Genomic DNA, 16,652 nt, shown 5'->3' with positions numbered 1-16,652 from the left:
TTAAAGGAGTCACGCTATGCTAATTATTGAAACAACGCTTATCTTACGCCGCGAAATTAAGCGACTAAAACAAGAAGGTAAACGCATTGCATTGGTTCCGACCATGGGCAACCTGCATCAAGGTCACCTAAAACTGATAGAAGAAGCGCGTATTCATGCTGATGTGGTTATCGCCTCTATTTTTGTTAATCCAATGCAATTCGATAGAGAAGCCGATTTAGCAAACTATCCACGAACCCTACAAGAAGATTGTGAGTTACTGCGCGATAAACATGTTGATATTGTCTTTGCCCCATCAGCGAAAGAGATGTACCCAAATGGGATGGAAAACCAAACGATTGTTGAGGTTCCAGTACTTTCTTCTGTGTTAGAAGGCGCTAGTCGCCCAGGACATTTCCGCGGTGTAACAACCGTTGTAAGTAAACTATTCAACCTTGTACAGCCTGATGTCGCGCTATTTGGTGAAAAAGATTATCAACAACTGCAGATCATAAAAAAAATGGTCAGTGATTTATGTTTTGATATCAGTATTATTCCAGTCCCTATTGTGCGTGATAAAACAGGATTGGCATTTAGCTCTCGAAATCGTTTGTTATCAGATAATGAAAAACAACAAGCCCCTGTGCTTTATCAAGCTATGCAACAGATAGCCGAGCAATTAAAATCGGGAAACCTTGATGTTAACCAACTATTACAAACTGCCAAAGCAACCCTTGAACAGCAAGGCTTTCGTGCTGATGAATGTTTTATTTGTGATGCACAAACACTAGCACCACTTAGCGAAGAGAGCCGATGTGCCGTTATTTTAATGGCAGCTTGGTTGGGTAACACTCGTTTAATCGATAGCCAACAAGTTAGCTTAGTCTAATGAATAATTAAAAATAGGAAACACAACAATGCTACGCACCATGTTACAAGGCAAACTTCATCGCGTAAAAGTCACCCAAGCTGATCTTCACTATGAAGGCTCTTGCGCGATTGATCAGGATTTTATGGATGCCGCTGGTATTCTTGAAAATGAAGCCATTGATATTTATAACGTTGACAATGGTGAACGTTTCTCTACTTATGCCATTTGCGCAGAAAGAGGGTCTGGTATTATTTCTGTCAATGGCGCAGCCGCTCGCCGTGCTGCTGTAGGTGATCGCTTAATTATTTGCTCTTATGTGCAAATTCCAGATAGCGATGCGCGTAGCCATAAACCCAACATTGCCTATTTTGAAGGCGACAATGAAATGAAACGCATTGCTAAAGCCGTTCCCGTTCAAGTCGCTTAATCTGCCAATCCCCCTTACAAATGGAGGTTCCCTGTTTGTGAGGGGGTAATTCTGCCCTGCTAATTGTCTCGATTCAATACGCTAAAAGCGAGAGACAAAGCGCAAAAGCGTGTTTTTGCTCCCTTTTTTCTCGCATAACTTCCTGTAGCTTGTTATAAAACAGATAAATATTACCTAACAATGCTTAGCCTAATAAAAATATGATAAACGTTGCTCTCATCGATGATCACATTGTTGTGCGTTCTGGGTTTGCACAACTGCTAATGCTAGAGCCGGATATTAATATTGTCGGTGAATACGCAAATGGCCAAGAAGCTTGGCCCTATTTATTAAATGATAATATTGATGTGGCGGTGATGGATCTCTCTATGCCTGGAGAGAGTGGCCTACAATTACAAAGTCGATTAAAACAAAAACGCCCTGATTTTCGGACAATTATTTTAAGTATTTATGATACCCCCGCATTTGTACAAAGCGCTTTAGATTCCGGTGCCCATGGCTATTTAACTAAGCGCTGTGGTCCACAAGAGCTCGTTCAAGCAGTACGTGCTGTGTATCAAGGGGGCTGTTATCTCTGTGCTGATGCCATGAAAGCACTTCGACAGACACCAGAAAAAGAAGATGCTTTACATAGTTTAACCCCTCGCGAAAGAGAGATTTTTAATCTGCTAGTACAAGGTATTAATGTTAAAGCTATCGCCGTACAACTGAATCTCAGTCATAAAACGGTGCATGTTCATCGAGCCAATATACTGGGTAAATTGAACTGTGAAACAACCATTGATTTAGTCCATTTTGCATTAAACAACCAGTTAATCACCGGAACACTCTAACATGCAAAGAGGCGCACGTTTTTTTCTTCAATCTCTCTTTTTATTGTTGACCTACTCTTTACTCTGGTTGTCACTTTGGGTGATCAGTTTTTATCTTAGTCATAATGGTCAACAAGCCGCTCTTTTTTTACCTCAAGGCTTACGGCTAGCATTATTTATTTTACTTTGGCGACGTTTTTGGTTGCCGATGTTATTGGCCGAATGGGGGCTTTATTACTGGCTAACTCAACAGCAATTAATTACCCATGTAACTCTTTATCTCTCACCTTTAATCAGCTTATTGGTCGCACTAGAAGTACAACGGATCTGGTGGCGTTACCCACTTTATTGGCAACGGTTAACCTTACTTATCGCAGCGGTCGGATTTAATAGCCTATTACAAGCCTTTCTACTCAGTTTTTTTCTCACGACGTCCACCAGCGCAATATTTTTGACCTCAATAACAGGTGGTATTTTATTGGCTCCCTTTGTTTTTCTACTTTATGAATATTTACGCGAATTACAAAGTCGAGTATTAATCGCCGAAATCACCCCAGAGCCACCATTGCGTACCTCCTTATTAATGTGGGTATTCCTCTTTTGTCTTATTGGATTAAGTGCACAATTCTTTCTTACCCCAGAAATTGAACGCTTATTAGTTATTCTGGTTTTTATTCCTAATGTTTTTATGGCTTATCGTTATGGTTGGCAAGGGGGCGTATTATCCGCGTTGTTAGGTAGTTTAATGATTACCTTTGCTAGACAAGTAAATGGTGCTTTTGCCGATTTGCATGAATTAGAGATGTTTTTAACAACCCAAGCCTTAATTGGTATTGGTTTAGGTATTGCTATTAGTCGCCAGCAACAACTTGCCAATAATTTACGTCATTATCAGCTACGTTTAGAGCAAGAGTTACAAGCACGCCGAGCGTTGATGGAACAACTAGTACATACCGAAGAAGATGTTAAAAAAGCCATTGCTCGTGAATTACATGATGAAATTGGACAAAATATTACAGCTATTCAAATTCAGTCAATGTTAGTAAAAAGAAGTGCAGATAACGATAAAACACGCCAGTCAGGCGAGCAAATTGAGCGATTAGCCCAACAAATACATCAATCTACCCGACAACTGCTACGCCAACTAAGGCCGCCTATTTTAGAAGAGATGTCATTAGAGAAGGCTCTACACCATTTAATTGATGAGTTCTCATTTCATGAAAATGGTATTCACTGTCATTTTCATTATGCTCTTGAAACAGAGCCTGAAAGCGACACCATTATTTTTACACTCTACCGACTAGTGCAAGAACTACTCAATAATATCAGCAAACACGCTAACGCCAGTGAGATCCACATTTCGCTTACTCAACATCAAACACAATTACGACTGGTTGTTCATGATAATGGTATTGGCATTTTGCCTACACAACCTAATAACGGTTTTGGGCTACGAGGTATTGAAGAGCGGATCTGCGCATTGGGGGGAGAATGGGAAGTAATTAGTCAGCTTGGTACTAAAATAATTGTTAACTTACCCACAAATTCAATAGAAAAGCGTGAAAACTAGGAATTAGTCTTAGTCATCTACAACCTTCTCTCATTCTTTTTAACTGCATTTTTCTTACATTGGCAATATCAGAGAGGATGTTATGTTAGGTAAAAATTCGGCATCAATAAATAAGACCTATGATTTTTGGCGTAAAAATTTAATGTTGTCGATGATCATTGGCTATGCCACGTTTTACCTGACTCGTAAAAGCGTCAATTTTGTGATGCCCGTTATGCAAACGGAACTGCATCTAGATAAAAGTGATATTGGCTGGATAGCCAGCCTGTTTTATCTCACTTATGGTCTATCAAAATTTCTCTCTGGTATTTTCCATGACCAATACGGCTACCGTTGGTTTATGGGCGCAGGTCTGGTAATGACAGGGGTGATGAATATTATTTTTGCCTACTGTTTATCCTTTCCTGCCTTGCTTTTAGTCTGGGCACTTAATGGTTTCTTTCAAGGATGGGGTTGGCCCCCTTGTGCAAGGTTACTCACCCATTGGTATTCACGTAATGAACGCGGTTTCTGGTGGGGATTATGGAATATCTCCATCAATCTTGGCGGGATGAGTATTCCCCTTTTAACCGCTTGGTTGGCAACCCATTTTAGTTGGCAAATAGCCTTAGTTATTCCCGGCCTAATAGGTATTGTTATGGGTTTATGGCTTTGTATGCAACTAAAAGGAACACCAGCAGAAGAAGGGTTACCCACAGTAGGTGTATGGCGGCGCGATATTTTTGAATTACGTCAAGAGCAAGTATCGCCTCCGACCCCTATGTTAACCATTTTGAAAGAAAGCATCTTATTTAACCGAATGATCTGGTTACTAGGTTTTTCTTATATTTTAATTTATCTCATCCGTATGGCGATAAATGATTGGGGAAATATTTGGTTATCAGAAACCCATGGCGCTAACTTGTTAAGTGCTAATGCCATTCTTTCTCTTTTTGAGATGGGTGGATTGTTAGGCGCGTTATGTTCAGGCTGGGGCTCGGATTTATTATTCCGTGGCCAACGAGCACCAATGATATTGCTGTTTTCACTCGGGCTTTTTATCGCAGTAACAGCACTTTGGCTAATGCCAATTCATCATTATGCATTGCTTGCAGCCTGTTTTTTCAGTATCGGTTTTTTTGTGTTTGGACCACAGATGTTAATCGGACTTGCTGCCACAGAATATTGTCATAAAAACGCAGCAGGTACGGTAACAGGCTACTTGGGATTGTATGCCTATTTAGGGGCTGCAATAGCAGGTTGGCCATTAAGTCAGGTCATGGCGCATTATGGTTGGACTGGGATGTTTGTATTATTAACCAGTGCTGCGGCCTTAATGGGACTACTACTAATGCCATTGCTGATCGCTGATGTCAGTAAACGTGAGCATTTAGTTGGCCCACTTTCATTTTCCGATGACGACACATTTAAAAGGTTCTGAACATGAAACTGAAAACTCTCTCTACACTTGTTGCCGCCGGCTTAGCTCTTTCTACGGTAAGTTTATCCACCAGTGCTGCGGGTCGCTTAGTGGTTTATTGCAGTGCCACAAATGCGATGTGTGAAGCTGAAACTAAAGCTTTTGCTGAAAAGTATGATGTTAAAACCACTTTTGTTCGTAATGGCTCCGGCAGTACATTAGCGAAAATAGAAGCAGAAAAACGCAATCCGCAAGCTGATGTTTGGTATGGCGGAACAATGGATCCTCACTCACAAGCGGGTGAAATGGATCTGCTAGAGCCTTATGTATCCGCCAATCTTGATCAGATCATGCCACAATTTCGTGATCCGGCTAAACGCAAAGGAAACTACTCTTCTGCGGTTTATGTCGGTATTCTAGGTTTTGGTGTCAATAAAGATCGTTTAAAAGAGAAAGGTCTACCTATTCCGACCTGTTGGAAAGATTTAGTCAAACCTGAATACAAAGGTGAAATTCAAATCGCTGATCCACAAAGTTCAGGCACTGCATACACTGCATTAGCAACTTTCGATCAATTATGGGGAACAGAGCAAGCCTTTGATTATCTGAAAAAACTAAATACCAATATCTCCCAATATACTAAATCAGGTATTGCACCAGCGCGTAACGCCGCCCGTGGTGAGGCCGCGATTGGTATCGGCTTCTTACACGACTATTCACTCGAAGTTGAAAACGGGGCACCACTAGAGCTTATCTCACCTTGTGAGGGCACAGGTTACGAAATTGGCGGTGTCAGTATCATCAAAAATGCCCGTAATATGGATAACGCTAAGTTATTTGTAGACTGGACACTCTCTAAAGAAGCACAAGAAATTAGTTGGAAAGAGGGTAAATCTTACCAAATTCTCACCAATACCACGGCTGAATCTTCCCCGATGGCTTTGAAATTATCAGACTTAAAACTGATTAACTACGACATGGATAAATATGGCGATAGTGATGTTCGTAAAGAGCTGATAAATAAATGGGTTACCGAAGTAAAAATGGGTAAATAGCCTATCAATAGGGCGAGAGATGCTCTCGCTCTTTTTTTTACATAATAATAATGAGCTTTACTGTCGGGGGATTTATGTCTCACACACTCGCTTTGTCTGAAAAAAAGAGGTGGGATCCCATATTTTTATGGATCCTGATTGCATGGATGGCATTTATATTAATGCCTTCATGGAGCCTTGATTATGGTCTATTTGATTCTACCGCAGATGAATTACTTACCTCTTATGGCTGGAGTAACTTAAATATCAGTCTGCTCTGGTTTTTACTTCCCAGCATACTATTAATTCGTCCTTTACATCCTGTAGGGCGAGAAAATCGTATTCGTCACTATTTTGATGCAAGTTTTGCCTTTTTCTGCGCCTTTATCACTATTGTTACCGCAACGATGGAAGGTCGTGGTCTGGGTTATTCGGTTATCGTGCTATTTATTTCATTAGGAATGATAGCCAAGCATGCTTTAACACGCTTAGAGTGGTTAGGGGGTGATAGCTTTGTGATTGGCTCATTAATCACAGTTGTCGCCTTAATCGGTGTTTTTATTATCTTTCCAAGTGTCGCTATCTTTATTCCGATGTTTCAAGATAGTGCTGGCAATTTTGCCCCCTTTGAATTTATTGCCATTCTCAGCCAAGCCCATATTGTTCAGGTGATGATCAATTCAATCTTACTGTCTATCGCAGTTGGTATTGGCTGTACTTTTTTTGGTTTGATCCTCGCCATTTATACATCACGTATTGCAGTAAGATCAGCGATTATTGGTCGAGTATTTTCTATTTTACCTATTGTCACTCCCCCTTTTGTTGTGGGTTTAGGTGTGACCTTGATGATGGGACGTTCAGGTTATATCACTGAATTTTTGGCAACTTATGCAGGTTTAGAAAATACCAACTGGTTATATGGCTTTACGGGAATTTGGCTTGCACAAGTACTTGCCTTTACCCCTATGTCTTTTATGATCTTAGATGGTGCAATTAAAACTATCCATCCGTCATTAGAAGAGGCTTCTTATACCCTTAGAGCTAATCGCTACCAAACATTCTTTCATGTTTTTATGCCGTTACTAAAACCAGCATTAGCCAATGCCTTTTTGATCGTTATAGTGCAATCATTGGCTGATTTTAGTAACCCATTGGTGCTAGGTGGCAACTTTGACGTGATTGCCACTCAAATTTATTTCTATATCACCGGCTCTCAACTTGATTACCAAGCAGCAAGTACGTTAGGTGCTTCACTGTTGGTATTCTCATTATTAGTGTTCTGCATTCAATATATGTGGATTGGCAAACGCTCATATGTCACGGTGTCAGGTAAATCCTATCGTGGTGATGTTCAACCATTACCCACCTCCTTAGTAACCTTTGTCACTAGCGTGTTGGGTATTTGGGTTATCTTTAATATCTTACTCTATGGCAGCATTTTCTACGGTAGCTTTACGGTTAACTGGGGAGTGGATTACACCTTAACCTTTGATAACTTTATTAAATTATTTGGTCAAGGGATGAGCGATGGCGCATGGCCATCATTACTTGATACCTTACTTTATGCGGGTATCGCAGCACCTATTACCGCTATTTTAGGGCTTTTGATCGCCTATATTGTCGTGCGCCAAGATTTTAAAGGTAAAAAGAGTATCGAATTTACGACCATGCTCTGTTTTGCCGTTCCCGGTACTGTTGCGGGTGTCTCTTATATCTTGGCATTTAATGATTCGCCGTTTTATTTAACAGGAACGGCAGCCATTGTGATTATCTCAATGACCATGCGTAACGTGCCGGTGGGAATACGAGCGGGTATTGCAGGATTGGGGCAAATCGATAAATCGTTGGATGAGGCGTCATTAAGTTTAAGAGCAAATTCAATGCGAACTATTTTGTATGTGCTATTGCCTTTATTACGCCCCGCGATTTTATCCGCTTTAATTTATAGTTTTGTCCGCGCAATAACCACCGTCAGTGCGATTGTATTCTTAGTCACCCCTGAAACTCGCGTTGCTACCGCTTATATTTTAAATCGAGTTGAAGATGGTGAATACGGCGTCGCGATTGCCTATGGCTCGATTTTAATCATCGTGATGTTGGCTATTATTTTCTTATTTGACTATTTGATTGGCGAAGCCCGTGTTTCACGCTCTAAAGCCAAAAATGCACAGTAATACGGAGTATAAATCATGACACAATCACATTTCGTTGAACTGAAAAATATTGTTAAGCGTTTTGGTACAAACACGGTAATTGACACGCTCAGTTTATCTATTCCTCAAGGAAAAATGGTTTCGTTATTGGGGCCATCAGGTTGCGGTAAAACGACAGTACTACGCTTAGTGGCTGGATTAGAAAAACCGACAGAAGGTAAAATTTTTATTGATGGTGAAGATGTTACTGATCGCTCAATCCAACAACGTGATATTTGTATGGTGTTTCAGTCTTACGCCCTGTTCCCTCATATGTCTTTAGGTGACAACATTGGTTATGGCTTAAAAATGTTAGGTCGCCCAAAGGCAGAGATCAAACAGCGAGTGGCAGAGGCTCTAGCCTTGGTAGATTTAGCAGGATTTGAAGATCGTTTTGTCGATCAGATTTCAGGCGGTCAGCAACAACGAGTGGCATTAGCTCGTGCTTTGATCTTAAAACCCAAAGTGCTGTTATTTGATGAGCCATTAAGTAATCTGGATGCTAACTTGCGCCGTAGCATGAGGGAGAAAATTCGTGAATTACAACAACAGTTTAATATCACCTCCCTGTATGTTACCCATGACCAAAGTGAAGCTTTTGCCGTTTCCGATATGGTGTTAGTGATGAATAAAGGCAAAATAATGCAATTAGGTTCACCACAAACTTTATATCGCCAACCGGCCTCTGAGTTTATGGCAAGTTTTATGGGAGATGCCAATCTCTTCCCTGCTACTCTAGGGGCTGATTATGTGGATATTTTTAATTATCGCTTACCTCGCCCCGAGAACTTTAACAGCAACAAAACCGAAATTAGAGTGGGTGTCAGACCTGAAGCTATTACCTTATCTCAACAAGGTGAAGCTTGCCAGCAATGTACAATAATCCATGTCGCCTATATGGGACCACAATATGAGGTGACTGTTGCATGGCAAAATCAAACATTGTTATTACAAGTGAATGCAACCCAACTTCAACCTAATGAAGGTGATAGCTATTATCTACAAATCCATCCTTATGGAATGTTTATCTTGGAATAATGGCTTTTATTTTAGTGAGTGAGGCACCCAATGGGTGCCTCTTTTTTTATCGTTATAAACTACAGCATCTTCCCCTGATGTGACATCCTGGTGTAAATACAGAAGTGATATTACAGATAAGCTTATAATCTTATCCTTTTGTTTTATAATGTTATTATTTGTTTTATTGTTATATGGTTGCTATTCCCCTTGCGCAAGATATTTTTGCATTTCATCAGTTGGCACCATACCGCCCCCCGTCGCCCATACTAAATGCGTCGCATTGTGCATTTTTTGACTATCAAGTGATAAACCTTGTAGATAGTCTTTAGCTTGAGAAACATGAATAGCCCCTGTCATTCCTGCTAAAGCGGAAGGCTCTAGCTGGATCCCTTCTTCTTTGTTTAACAAGCTCAATAAGTTATATAACTCTTGATCATCAATGGTGTAATAACCATCAATCAAACGCTCCATTGCCCGTCCAACAAAGCCAGAGGCTCTACCTACCGCCAAACCGTCAGCTGCAGTAATATTGTCGATACCCACTTCTTGAACAGAAATACCATCATGTAACTGGGTATACACCCCAAGTAACATACAAGGAGAATGGGTTGGCTCAGCAAATAGACAATGTACTGCATCACCAAATGCCAGTTTTAACCCAAAAGCAACACCACCAGGCCCTCCGCCTACACCACATGGCAGATAGACAAACAGAGGATGTTCACTATCGACCGGAATATTAAGCGTTTCAAATTGATGTTTTAAACGCAATCCAGCGACGGCATAACCCAAAAATAATGTTTTTGAATTTTCATCATCAATAAAGAAACAACGAGGATTTTTTTCTGCCTCTTTACGTCCTTGTTCAACCGCAATACTGTAATCTTGCTCATATTCCACAACATTAACACCATGAGCGCGTAGCTTGTCTTTTTTCCATTGACGAGCATCGGCAGACATATGAACACTAACGCTAAAGCCCAGTTTTGCACTCATAATGCCAATCGACATTCCTAAGTTACCCGTAGAGCCGACGGCAATACTGTATTGGCTAAAAAATTTGCGGAATTCATCAGAAAATAATTTTTCATAATTATCCTCTGTGGTTAGAAGCCCGGCCGCTATGGCTAATTTTTCAGCGTGAGTGAGCACTTCATAAATCCCCCCGCGCGCTTTAATTGAACCAGAAATAGGTAAGTGGCTGTCCTTTTTCAAACGCAATTGTCCCTCAATAAGGGTGTTATAGCGCTTTTCTAGTGCCTTTTTCATTTGAGGGATATCCACAACGGCTGATTCGATGATCCCCTCAGTTGATGCGGTTTCTGGAAAGGCTTTCATTAAATAAGGTGCAAAACGTTGTAATCTTGCCTGTGCATCCATCACATCATTTTGCGTTAAACCTACATAAGGAAGTCCCTGGTCAGTTGAGGTAACATTGGGGTTAAACCAAACCACCTCTTTTAAATCCACTAAATCACGTACCAGTGGATAATCATTTTTTAATTTATTTATATCTATCGTGGTCATCGTCATTCTCTTTTATATGACAAAAGAAAGCATAAAAGTGCCCCCTAATGCCACAAATGAAGCAATAAAGGTCGCGATACTATAAAAACGGAAAGTTTCGCTTAATGTGGCATTACAATACTGTTTTACTAACCAAAATAGGGAGTCTGTGACAATCGTACAGCCAATAGCCCCAGAGCCAATTGCCAATGTAATAATTTCAGGGCTAATATCTGGATACATTGGCATTAATGGTGCAACGATAGCGGTCGCACCCATCATAGCAACCGTTGCTGATCCTACTGCTGCATGCAGAATAATCGCTACTAGCCAAGCTAATAAAATAGGATGCATATCCAAATTAGAGAGGATCACCGCCAATGAATCGCTTAAACCACTCCCTTTTAAAATGCCGTTAAATGCGCCTCCAGCACCAATAATTAACAAAATATTGGCAATAGAGCTAAAACTATCTTCTGTTTTTTTCAATAGGGTACTCATGCCCATATTACGGCGAATACCTAAAATATAGTAAGCAACAAAAGCAGCAATAAACATTGCAGTAATCGGGTTACCAATAAATTGTAATGCAATATAAACCGAAGTGCCTTTTTCCATATTAAGCTCTGCGGCGGTCTTAATCAGCATCAGAACAATAGGTAATAAAACCGTAAATAATGTCGCCCCAAGTGAAGGTAAATCTTTTTCTTGACGAATTTCCATATCAGAAAATGCTTCTGGTACGGTTTTAAAAGGTAAGCGCTCACCCAATACTTTTAAGAAAAGAGGCCCGCCCACTAATGAGGCTAATAATCCAACAGCAAGACCGGCAACGATCACCGTTCCCATATCTGCCCCTAACTCATTAGTGACAAAAAGCGCTGCAGGGTGTGGAGGAACAATACAATGCACGGCCATTAATGCAGTACATAAAGGGATGGCGAGTTTTAATAATGAGGTGTTTGTTTTTTTAGCAATAGAGAATGCTAATGGAATAAGTAGCACCACCCCTACTTCAACAAACAGGGTAATACCACAAATCAGTCCCACCAATACCATAATAACATCCGGTGATAACCAACGGCATTTTTGTAAAGTGATACCGATGCGCTCTGCCGCCCCCGATATTTCCATCATCTTACCGAGAATAGTACCCAAACCAATAATGGCGGCTAAAAATCCCAGCGTTCCCCCAATCCCATTTTCAATTGCACTGACCATTTCTAATGGGTTCATTTTCATTGCCATACCGACAAAAAAACTGGCAAGTAGTAGTGCTAAAAATGGATGAAACTTAAGTTTTATTATAGTAAAAACAATGAGCAAGATACTTATAATCAGAGTACCTAGTACCCATAGTGTCGGTTCCATAGATCAATCCCTAATTTTTATTTATTGTTAAACATATTGAATATTAATCATTCGACACTTACAAATGATGAAAATAGATACTAAGATGAATTCAATTAAGCCAAATAGGTGATCAGATGCACAAATATTTATCATTTAGATTTCATCTTGGCTATCTTTCACCTTAACATTAACTTGATTATTACCTTACGTTACTAATAATAATTAAATGAGAATAAAAAATGTTTGGATCTTCTAACGTGATCTTGAGAAATAAGCGCTTATCCAGTTATCAATTAGCACGACTTCACACTTTTGAAGCAACGGGACGGCATTTATCATTCGCTTTAGCCGCAGAGGAATTGTCCTTGACGCCTAGCGCGATCAGCCATCGTATTAATACACTAGAGAAAGAATTAGGGATAAAGCTATTTAATCGCTTTCATCGGCGTATTGAATTAACCGAAGAAGGTGAACGTATTTATTGGGCATTGAAAAAAACACTTGAAGATATTAATCAAGAGATTTTAGATATCTATAATCAAGAAATATCTGGCGTATTAACGGTGTATTCTCGCCCTTCTATTGCGCAATGTTGGCTTGTACCTCGTATTTCTGATTTTACTCAACGCTATCCTTCTATTGAATTAAACTTACTTACTGGCAATGACGATATTAATTTTCGTGGTTATGGTATCGATCTCGCTATCTATTTCGATGATAAACACCTGAAAAATCTCTATTGTGAAGATTTAATCTCAGAATCAATTATTCCTGTTTGTAGCCCTGAATATGCTGCTCGCCATGAATTAGTAGGTAATATCCATCACCTTGCTAATTGCACTTTGTTACATGATAGACAAGCTTGGAGTAATAACTCTGATTTTGATGAATGGCGTGCTTGGAGTGAATATATGGGATTAGGATTATTTCCAAATAAAAGTAATATTTGTTTTGATCGCTCTGATTTAGCTGTTATTGCTGCCGTTAATCATTCCGGTGTCGCAATGGGGCGTAAACGCTTAATTCAAAAACAACTCGCAAATAATGAATTAATAGTCCCTTTTGATAATTGTGAGTTTTTTTGTGCACAACGCTATTATCTGGTTACCCGCGATGAAAAGAGTAACGCTAAAGTACAGCTTTTTATTCAATGGCTGAAAAAACAGATCTTACAAGGGATGTGATCTGACAAAATAAAAAAGAGATCGGTTTAATCTAAGCCGATCTCTTACTCATTGGATGATGGTGATGAAATTAATCCGCTAAAAAGTGTTTATCTTCAAGGACAATTAATGGCTCAATATCACTGTCTTTTTTTATCACTAATGTCGGATCAGAGCGTAAGCAACAACCACCATAATGTCCATCTACCGTAAAGGTACAAACCTGAATATATCGGTTAGACACTTTTGGTAAACACCATAACTCTTGATAAATATTTTCTTGATGTTCAAATTGACCACTGGTTTCACCTAATACATTTTCTTGGTGATCAACTAAACCAATATTACTACCACAGCGCCCAGCAATAGGCTTAACTGCATAACCACTCTGCGACAAACGTGGGGTTAAAGTGAACTCAGTATCAAGTAGATAAGGATTATCTGGGAAAAGTTGCCACAAAATAGGTAATATCGCTTTATTACTTGGAATAAGTGTCCAAAGAGGTTCAAAAACCGTGATTTCAGGGCGTAAAAGAACATCAACTAAACGAACTTCTCCCGCCGGATCACCAATACGAATAGGAATAAGTGACTGTTGTTCACTCTCTTCTCTTAGTTGATCTAACGCGGTTTCCCAAGCCCATGTTTTCCATACACATTCAACAATACGTTTATCACCATCAATTAACTGACCACGACTATTCCAATGCAGCTCTTTTAGTCCACGCAGAATTTTGCTGCTATAACCGGCTTTAGTCAGTGCTTGTTGCATAAAGCGAGCATGATAATCTTCTTCATTATCATCATCTTGAAGAATATGTACAAATGGCTTCGCATCACTGTGTTTCCAAGCATCTGATAACGCATCTAATAGACGTTCACCCGGGTTATAACCTGCTTTAATGCCACCCTGTTTAGCCCATTTTTCAATAATTAATCCGGCTTCAGTATGGCAAGATGCAGAATCAGCGTTATATTCATACACCTTGATACCGCGCTCATCCATACAAAAATCTAACCGTCCAGTGATCATTTGATGACGTCTATTTTGCCATGATAGGCGGATACGGGGCCATAACACTTCAGGGATCGCAAATAAACGCAGTAAATTATCGTCTTTCAGCACTTTTTCCGTTGCATGCAGATACATCAAATGCATTTCATTGCTAGCACGTATAAGTTCATGCTCAGCACTTTCTGAAATGGTGAAATATTCATAGCTGTCTTGATTAATCGTATGACCGTGCTGTGCTAGCACATAGGCTTTTTCTAACGGATCGCTTTCATCTAGCCATTTTCCAGCAAATTGCCCCTTGTTGGCTAATTTGGCCTCATGAATAGCTAACAATTCAGGGGCAACTTTAGGTTGAGGTAAACTGTAGGCATTAGGTTCTGTTTGGATCATCCAACCTAGCAAGGTGGTATTATCAAAGGTATCTTCGATAAAATAGCCATTATCACTCACTTTAAGTGGTAACTCTCGTGTCCATTGTTGACCTCGCGGTAACCTAGTGTGGATCACATTTTGTTCTGCAATACGGATTTTATCTTCTAATACTTCGGTAATAACCGCCACATGACCGGTGACTTTAAACTCTCCCCCTTCTTGCCAAATAAGCAACGCTCCTACCGTCGGTGGCTGTTTGCTGCCATTTGCAAAAGCTTGCAAGGGTAAAATATCGTCATCAATCGTTCTTCGTAAGAAACGTAACGAGAAGATCTCATAGGCCATTCCCACATCAGTAAAAACAACCCCGTAATGTAAATAGAGAAAACGGCGTGCAAATTCAACACATTGCCACTTATGCCCCATATACTCATTACCAATATAACTACGGAATGAATCATTGGCGGCATAATCTTCTTTATCTATACTGCTGTAATCTGAAGAGTAAATCGCAACACCACCAGGTGCATAACCGAGTAATGTTCCAAATGGTTCATGACGAATGATCTCTTTTACATTCATAATCTCGACCTTGACGATAATTAGATAATGACTCTGTAATACTTATAATCACCATGTATTATAAGTAACCATCTTAACGCTATCGTCTATCTGATGTGAATGTAAATTTATCAATTTAGATAAAGTAAAAATAATCGAGTTGATTCGATGACATAAAGCTGATTGCGGATTTGACCTGACAAAAAAACTCAAAAATAGTCTGTTATAAATAATATATAACGCCTATTTTTGAGTGTAATCAGTCAAAGAGGTGTTTATCATTTGTTATTCTCCTTTCTTATTTACTCCTTCTCAATCATAAATGCGAGTCTATATAAGTAGAAAAATTGCGTTTATACAATATATAGCACTCTCTATCAAAAAAATGCCGTTTTTCATTCTGCCAAAGTAATTTTTTTTAACATAGGATAAAAAATTAATTATCAATAATAATTTTGTGACTATAAATAATTTACTCAACTAACCGATAACAAAAAGTATGAATTTGACTCATTCAAGTAGGAGAGCTTGAGCTCGTTAAAATTCAGCTTAAAAAACATTGATATTTAATGAAATATTATCAGTAGTTGATAGGAGGAAAGAGGTCACCAATGTCAAAAGTTTATCCTATTTCTCAAATTATTGGACATAAAATTCGCCAACAGCGCCAACACTTGCGTTTATCCGCTAAAGCAGTGGCTGAAAGAGTCGGCGTTAGCCAACAGCAATTTTCACGCTATGAGAATGGGCTATGTAAAATTGATGTTGATATGCTCTTCCTTATTGCTAAAGAATTAAATGTTACACCAACCGCTTTTCTTCCTTCACCGCTTAATGAAGATCCTATCGCATCTTCCAGCGCTGTCACCCAATCTAAGCTATTTTGGAGTGCACAGAGTCAAATTTAATGACCTAAATAACCGTTAATTAGGATCTATAGTGAATTTTTTCGCAAAAGGTATTATTTTGCATTTTTCAATATAAATACAAGTTAGTAACTCCCCCACCTTGTTGAACAGCACCCAAAAAATTGGGCTCTTTTAATCCAAATTGAAGGGTGCTTATTTAAAAAAGCGAATCGCCTTTATTCAACAGAAAAAACAAAACAGATAATGTCGTTTTGCTCCAATTTAATTAATGCCTCATTGAGTCATTAGGTTATTTTTTTGCTAAAATAAAAATAGTTATCTAATAACATCTGAACTCACTTAATAACCATAACATTAAAAAGTGGTAAAAATATGAACAACAACAACGACGAACTCAATAATGCTCTATATCGAGTCGCTTTAGTGTTAGATAAAGGGCTTGAATCAACAAGAGAACTAGCAGCTGGTTATGTAGAAACAATGGGATTGGGGTTTGATAGATCTGTTAG

Annotated in this window: 13 protein-coding genes; 10 read left to right on the top strand and 3 right to left on the bottom strand. The window is 39.3% G+C overall.

Going from position 1 to position 16,652, the window contains the following annotated elements; translation table 11 throughout:
- Positions 1–16 precede the first annotated feature (16 nt).
- From panC to fbpC, 8 genes are all read left to right on the top strand, one after another.
- Positions 17–868, top strand: coding sequence for a pantoate--beta-alanine ligase (gene panC / locus AACU98_RS01150; RefSeq protein ID WP_004245004.1), 852 nt, complete (start codon positions 17–19; stop codon positions 866–868).
- A gap of 28 nt (positions 869–896) precedes the next feature.
- A complete protein-coding gene (panD, locus tag AACU98_RS01145) occupies positions 897–1,277 on the top strand; it encodes an aspartate 1-decarboxylase (RefSeq protein WP_004247282.1) in 381 nt (126 codons plus the stop codon).
- 200 nt (positions 1,278–1,477) lie between these two features.
- On the top strand, positions 1,478–2,110 hold the full coding sequence (locus tag AACU98_RS01140; RefSeq protein ID WP_004245006.1) for a response regulator transcription factor: 633 nt from the start codon (positions 1,478–1,480) through the stop codon (positions 2,108–2,110).
- Between the two features lies 1 nt (position 2,111).
- Entirely contained in the window at positions 2,112–3,659 is a 1,548-nt protein-coding gene (locus AACU98_RS01135) for an MASE1 domain-containing sensor histidine kinase (protein WP_004247281.1), read from the top strand.
- An 82-nt stretch (positions 3,660–3,741) separates the two neighbouring features.
- Entirely contained in the window at positions 3,742–5,079 is a 1,338-nt protein-coding gene (uhpC, locus tag AACU98_RS01130; RefSeq protein ID WP_004247280.1) for an MFS transporter family glucose-6-phosphate receptor UhpC, read from the top strand.
- Between the two features lie 2 nt (positions 5,080–5,081).
- On the top strand, positions 5,082–6,113 hold the full coding sequence (locus tag AACU98_RS01125; protein ID WP_004245009.1) for an ABC transporter substrate-binding protein: 1,032 nt from the start codon (positions 5,082–5,084) through the stop codon (positions 6,111–6,113).
- A 74-nt stretch (positions 6,114–6,187) separates the two neighbouring features.
- Positions 6,188–8,266 carry an ABC transporter permease gene (locus AACU98_RS01120; protein ID WP_004252510.1) on the top strand — a complete coding sequence of 693 codons (2,079 nt, stop codon included), beginning with the start codon at positions 6,188–6,190 and terminating at the stop codon, positions 8,264–8,266.
- Between the two features lie 15 nt (positions 8,267–8,281).
- Complete coding sequence (fbpC, locus tag AACU98_RS01115) at positions 8,282–9,322, top strand: ferric ABC transporter ATP-binding protein (protein ID WP_004245012.1); 1,041 nt, start codon at positions 8,282–8,284, stop codon at positions 9,320–9,322.
- Positions 9,323–9,502: 180 nt separating this feature from the next.
- On the opposite strand, the gene AACU98_RS01110 is transcribed toward fbpC, so the two are convergent.
- Positions 9,503–10,831 carry a D-serine ammonia-lyase gene (locus AACU98_RS01110; protein ID WP_196534576.1) on the bottom strand — a complete coding sequence of 443 codons (1,329 nt, stop codon included), beginning with the start codon at positions 10,829–10,831 and terminating at the stop codon, positions 9,503–9,505.
- 12 nt (positions 10,832–10,843) lie between these two features.
- Entirely contained in the window at positions 10,844–12,181 is a 1,338-nt protein-coding gene (gene dsdX, locus AACU98_RS01105; RefSeq protein ID WP_004245014.1) for a D-serine transporter DsdX, read from the bottom strand.
- Between the two features lie 221 nt (positions 12,182–12,402).
- On the opposite strand from dsdX, the gene dsdC reads away from it, so the two are divergent.
- A complete protein-coding gene (gene dsdC / locus AACU98_RS01100) occupies positions 12,403–13,347 on the top strand; it encodes a DNA-binding transcriptional regulator DsdC (protein WP_004245015.1) in 945 nt (314 codons plus the stop codon).
- 70 nt (positions 13,348–13,417) lie between these two features.
- Here the strand turns inward: dsdC and gss are convergent, their stop codons facing one another.
- The gene (gene gss, locus AACU98_RS01095; RefSeq protein ID WP_012367498.1) at positions 13,418–15,295 is read right to left on the bottom strand and encodes a bifunctional glutathionylspermidine amidase/synthase; all 1,878 of its coding nucleotides are present in this window, start codon (positions 15,293–15,295) and stop codon (positions 13,418–13,420) included.
- Between the two features lie 590 nt (positions 15,296–15,885).
- Between gss and AACU98_RS01090 the strand changes: the two genes are divergently transcribed.
- Positions 15,886–16,182, top strand: coding sequence for a helix-turn-helix domain-containing protein (locus tag AACU98_RS01090; RefSeq protein WP_004245017.1), 297 nt, complete (start codon positions 15,886–15,888; stop codon positions 16,180–16,182).
- The last annotated feature ends 470 nt before the right edge of the window (positions 16,183–16,652 follow it).

Origin of the sequence: Proteus sp. G4380 (genome assembly GCF_963885725.1) — a bacterium.
Classification (GTDB): Bacteria; Pseudomonadota; Gammaproteobacteria; order Enterobacterales; family Enterobacteriaceae; genus Proteus; species Proteus mirabilis.
Note: the sequence above shows the minus strand (reverse complement) of the source record. Positions and strands in the feature narration are given on the sequence as shown.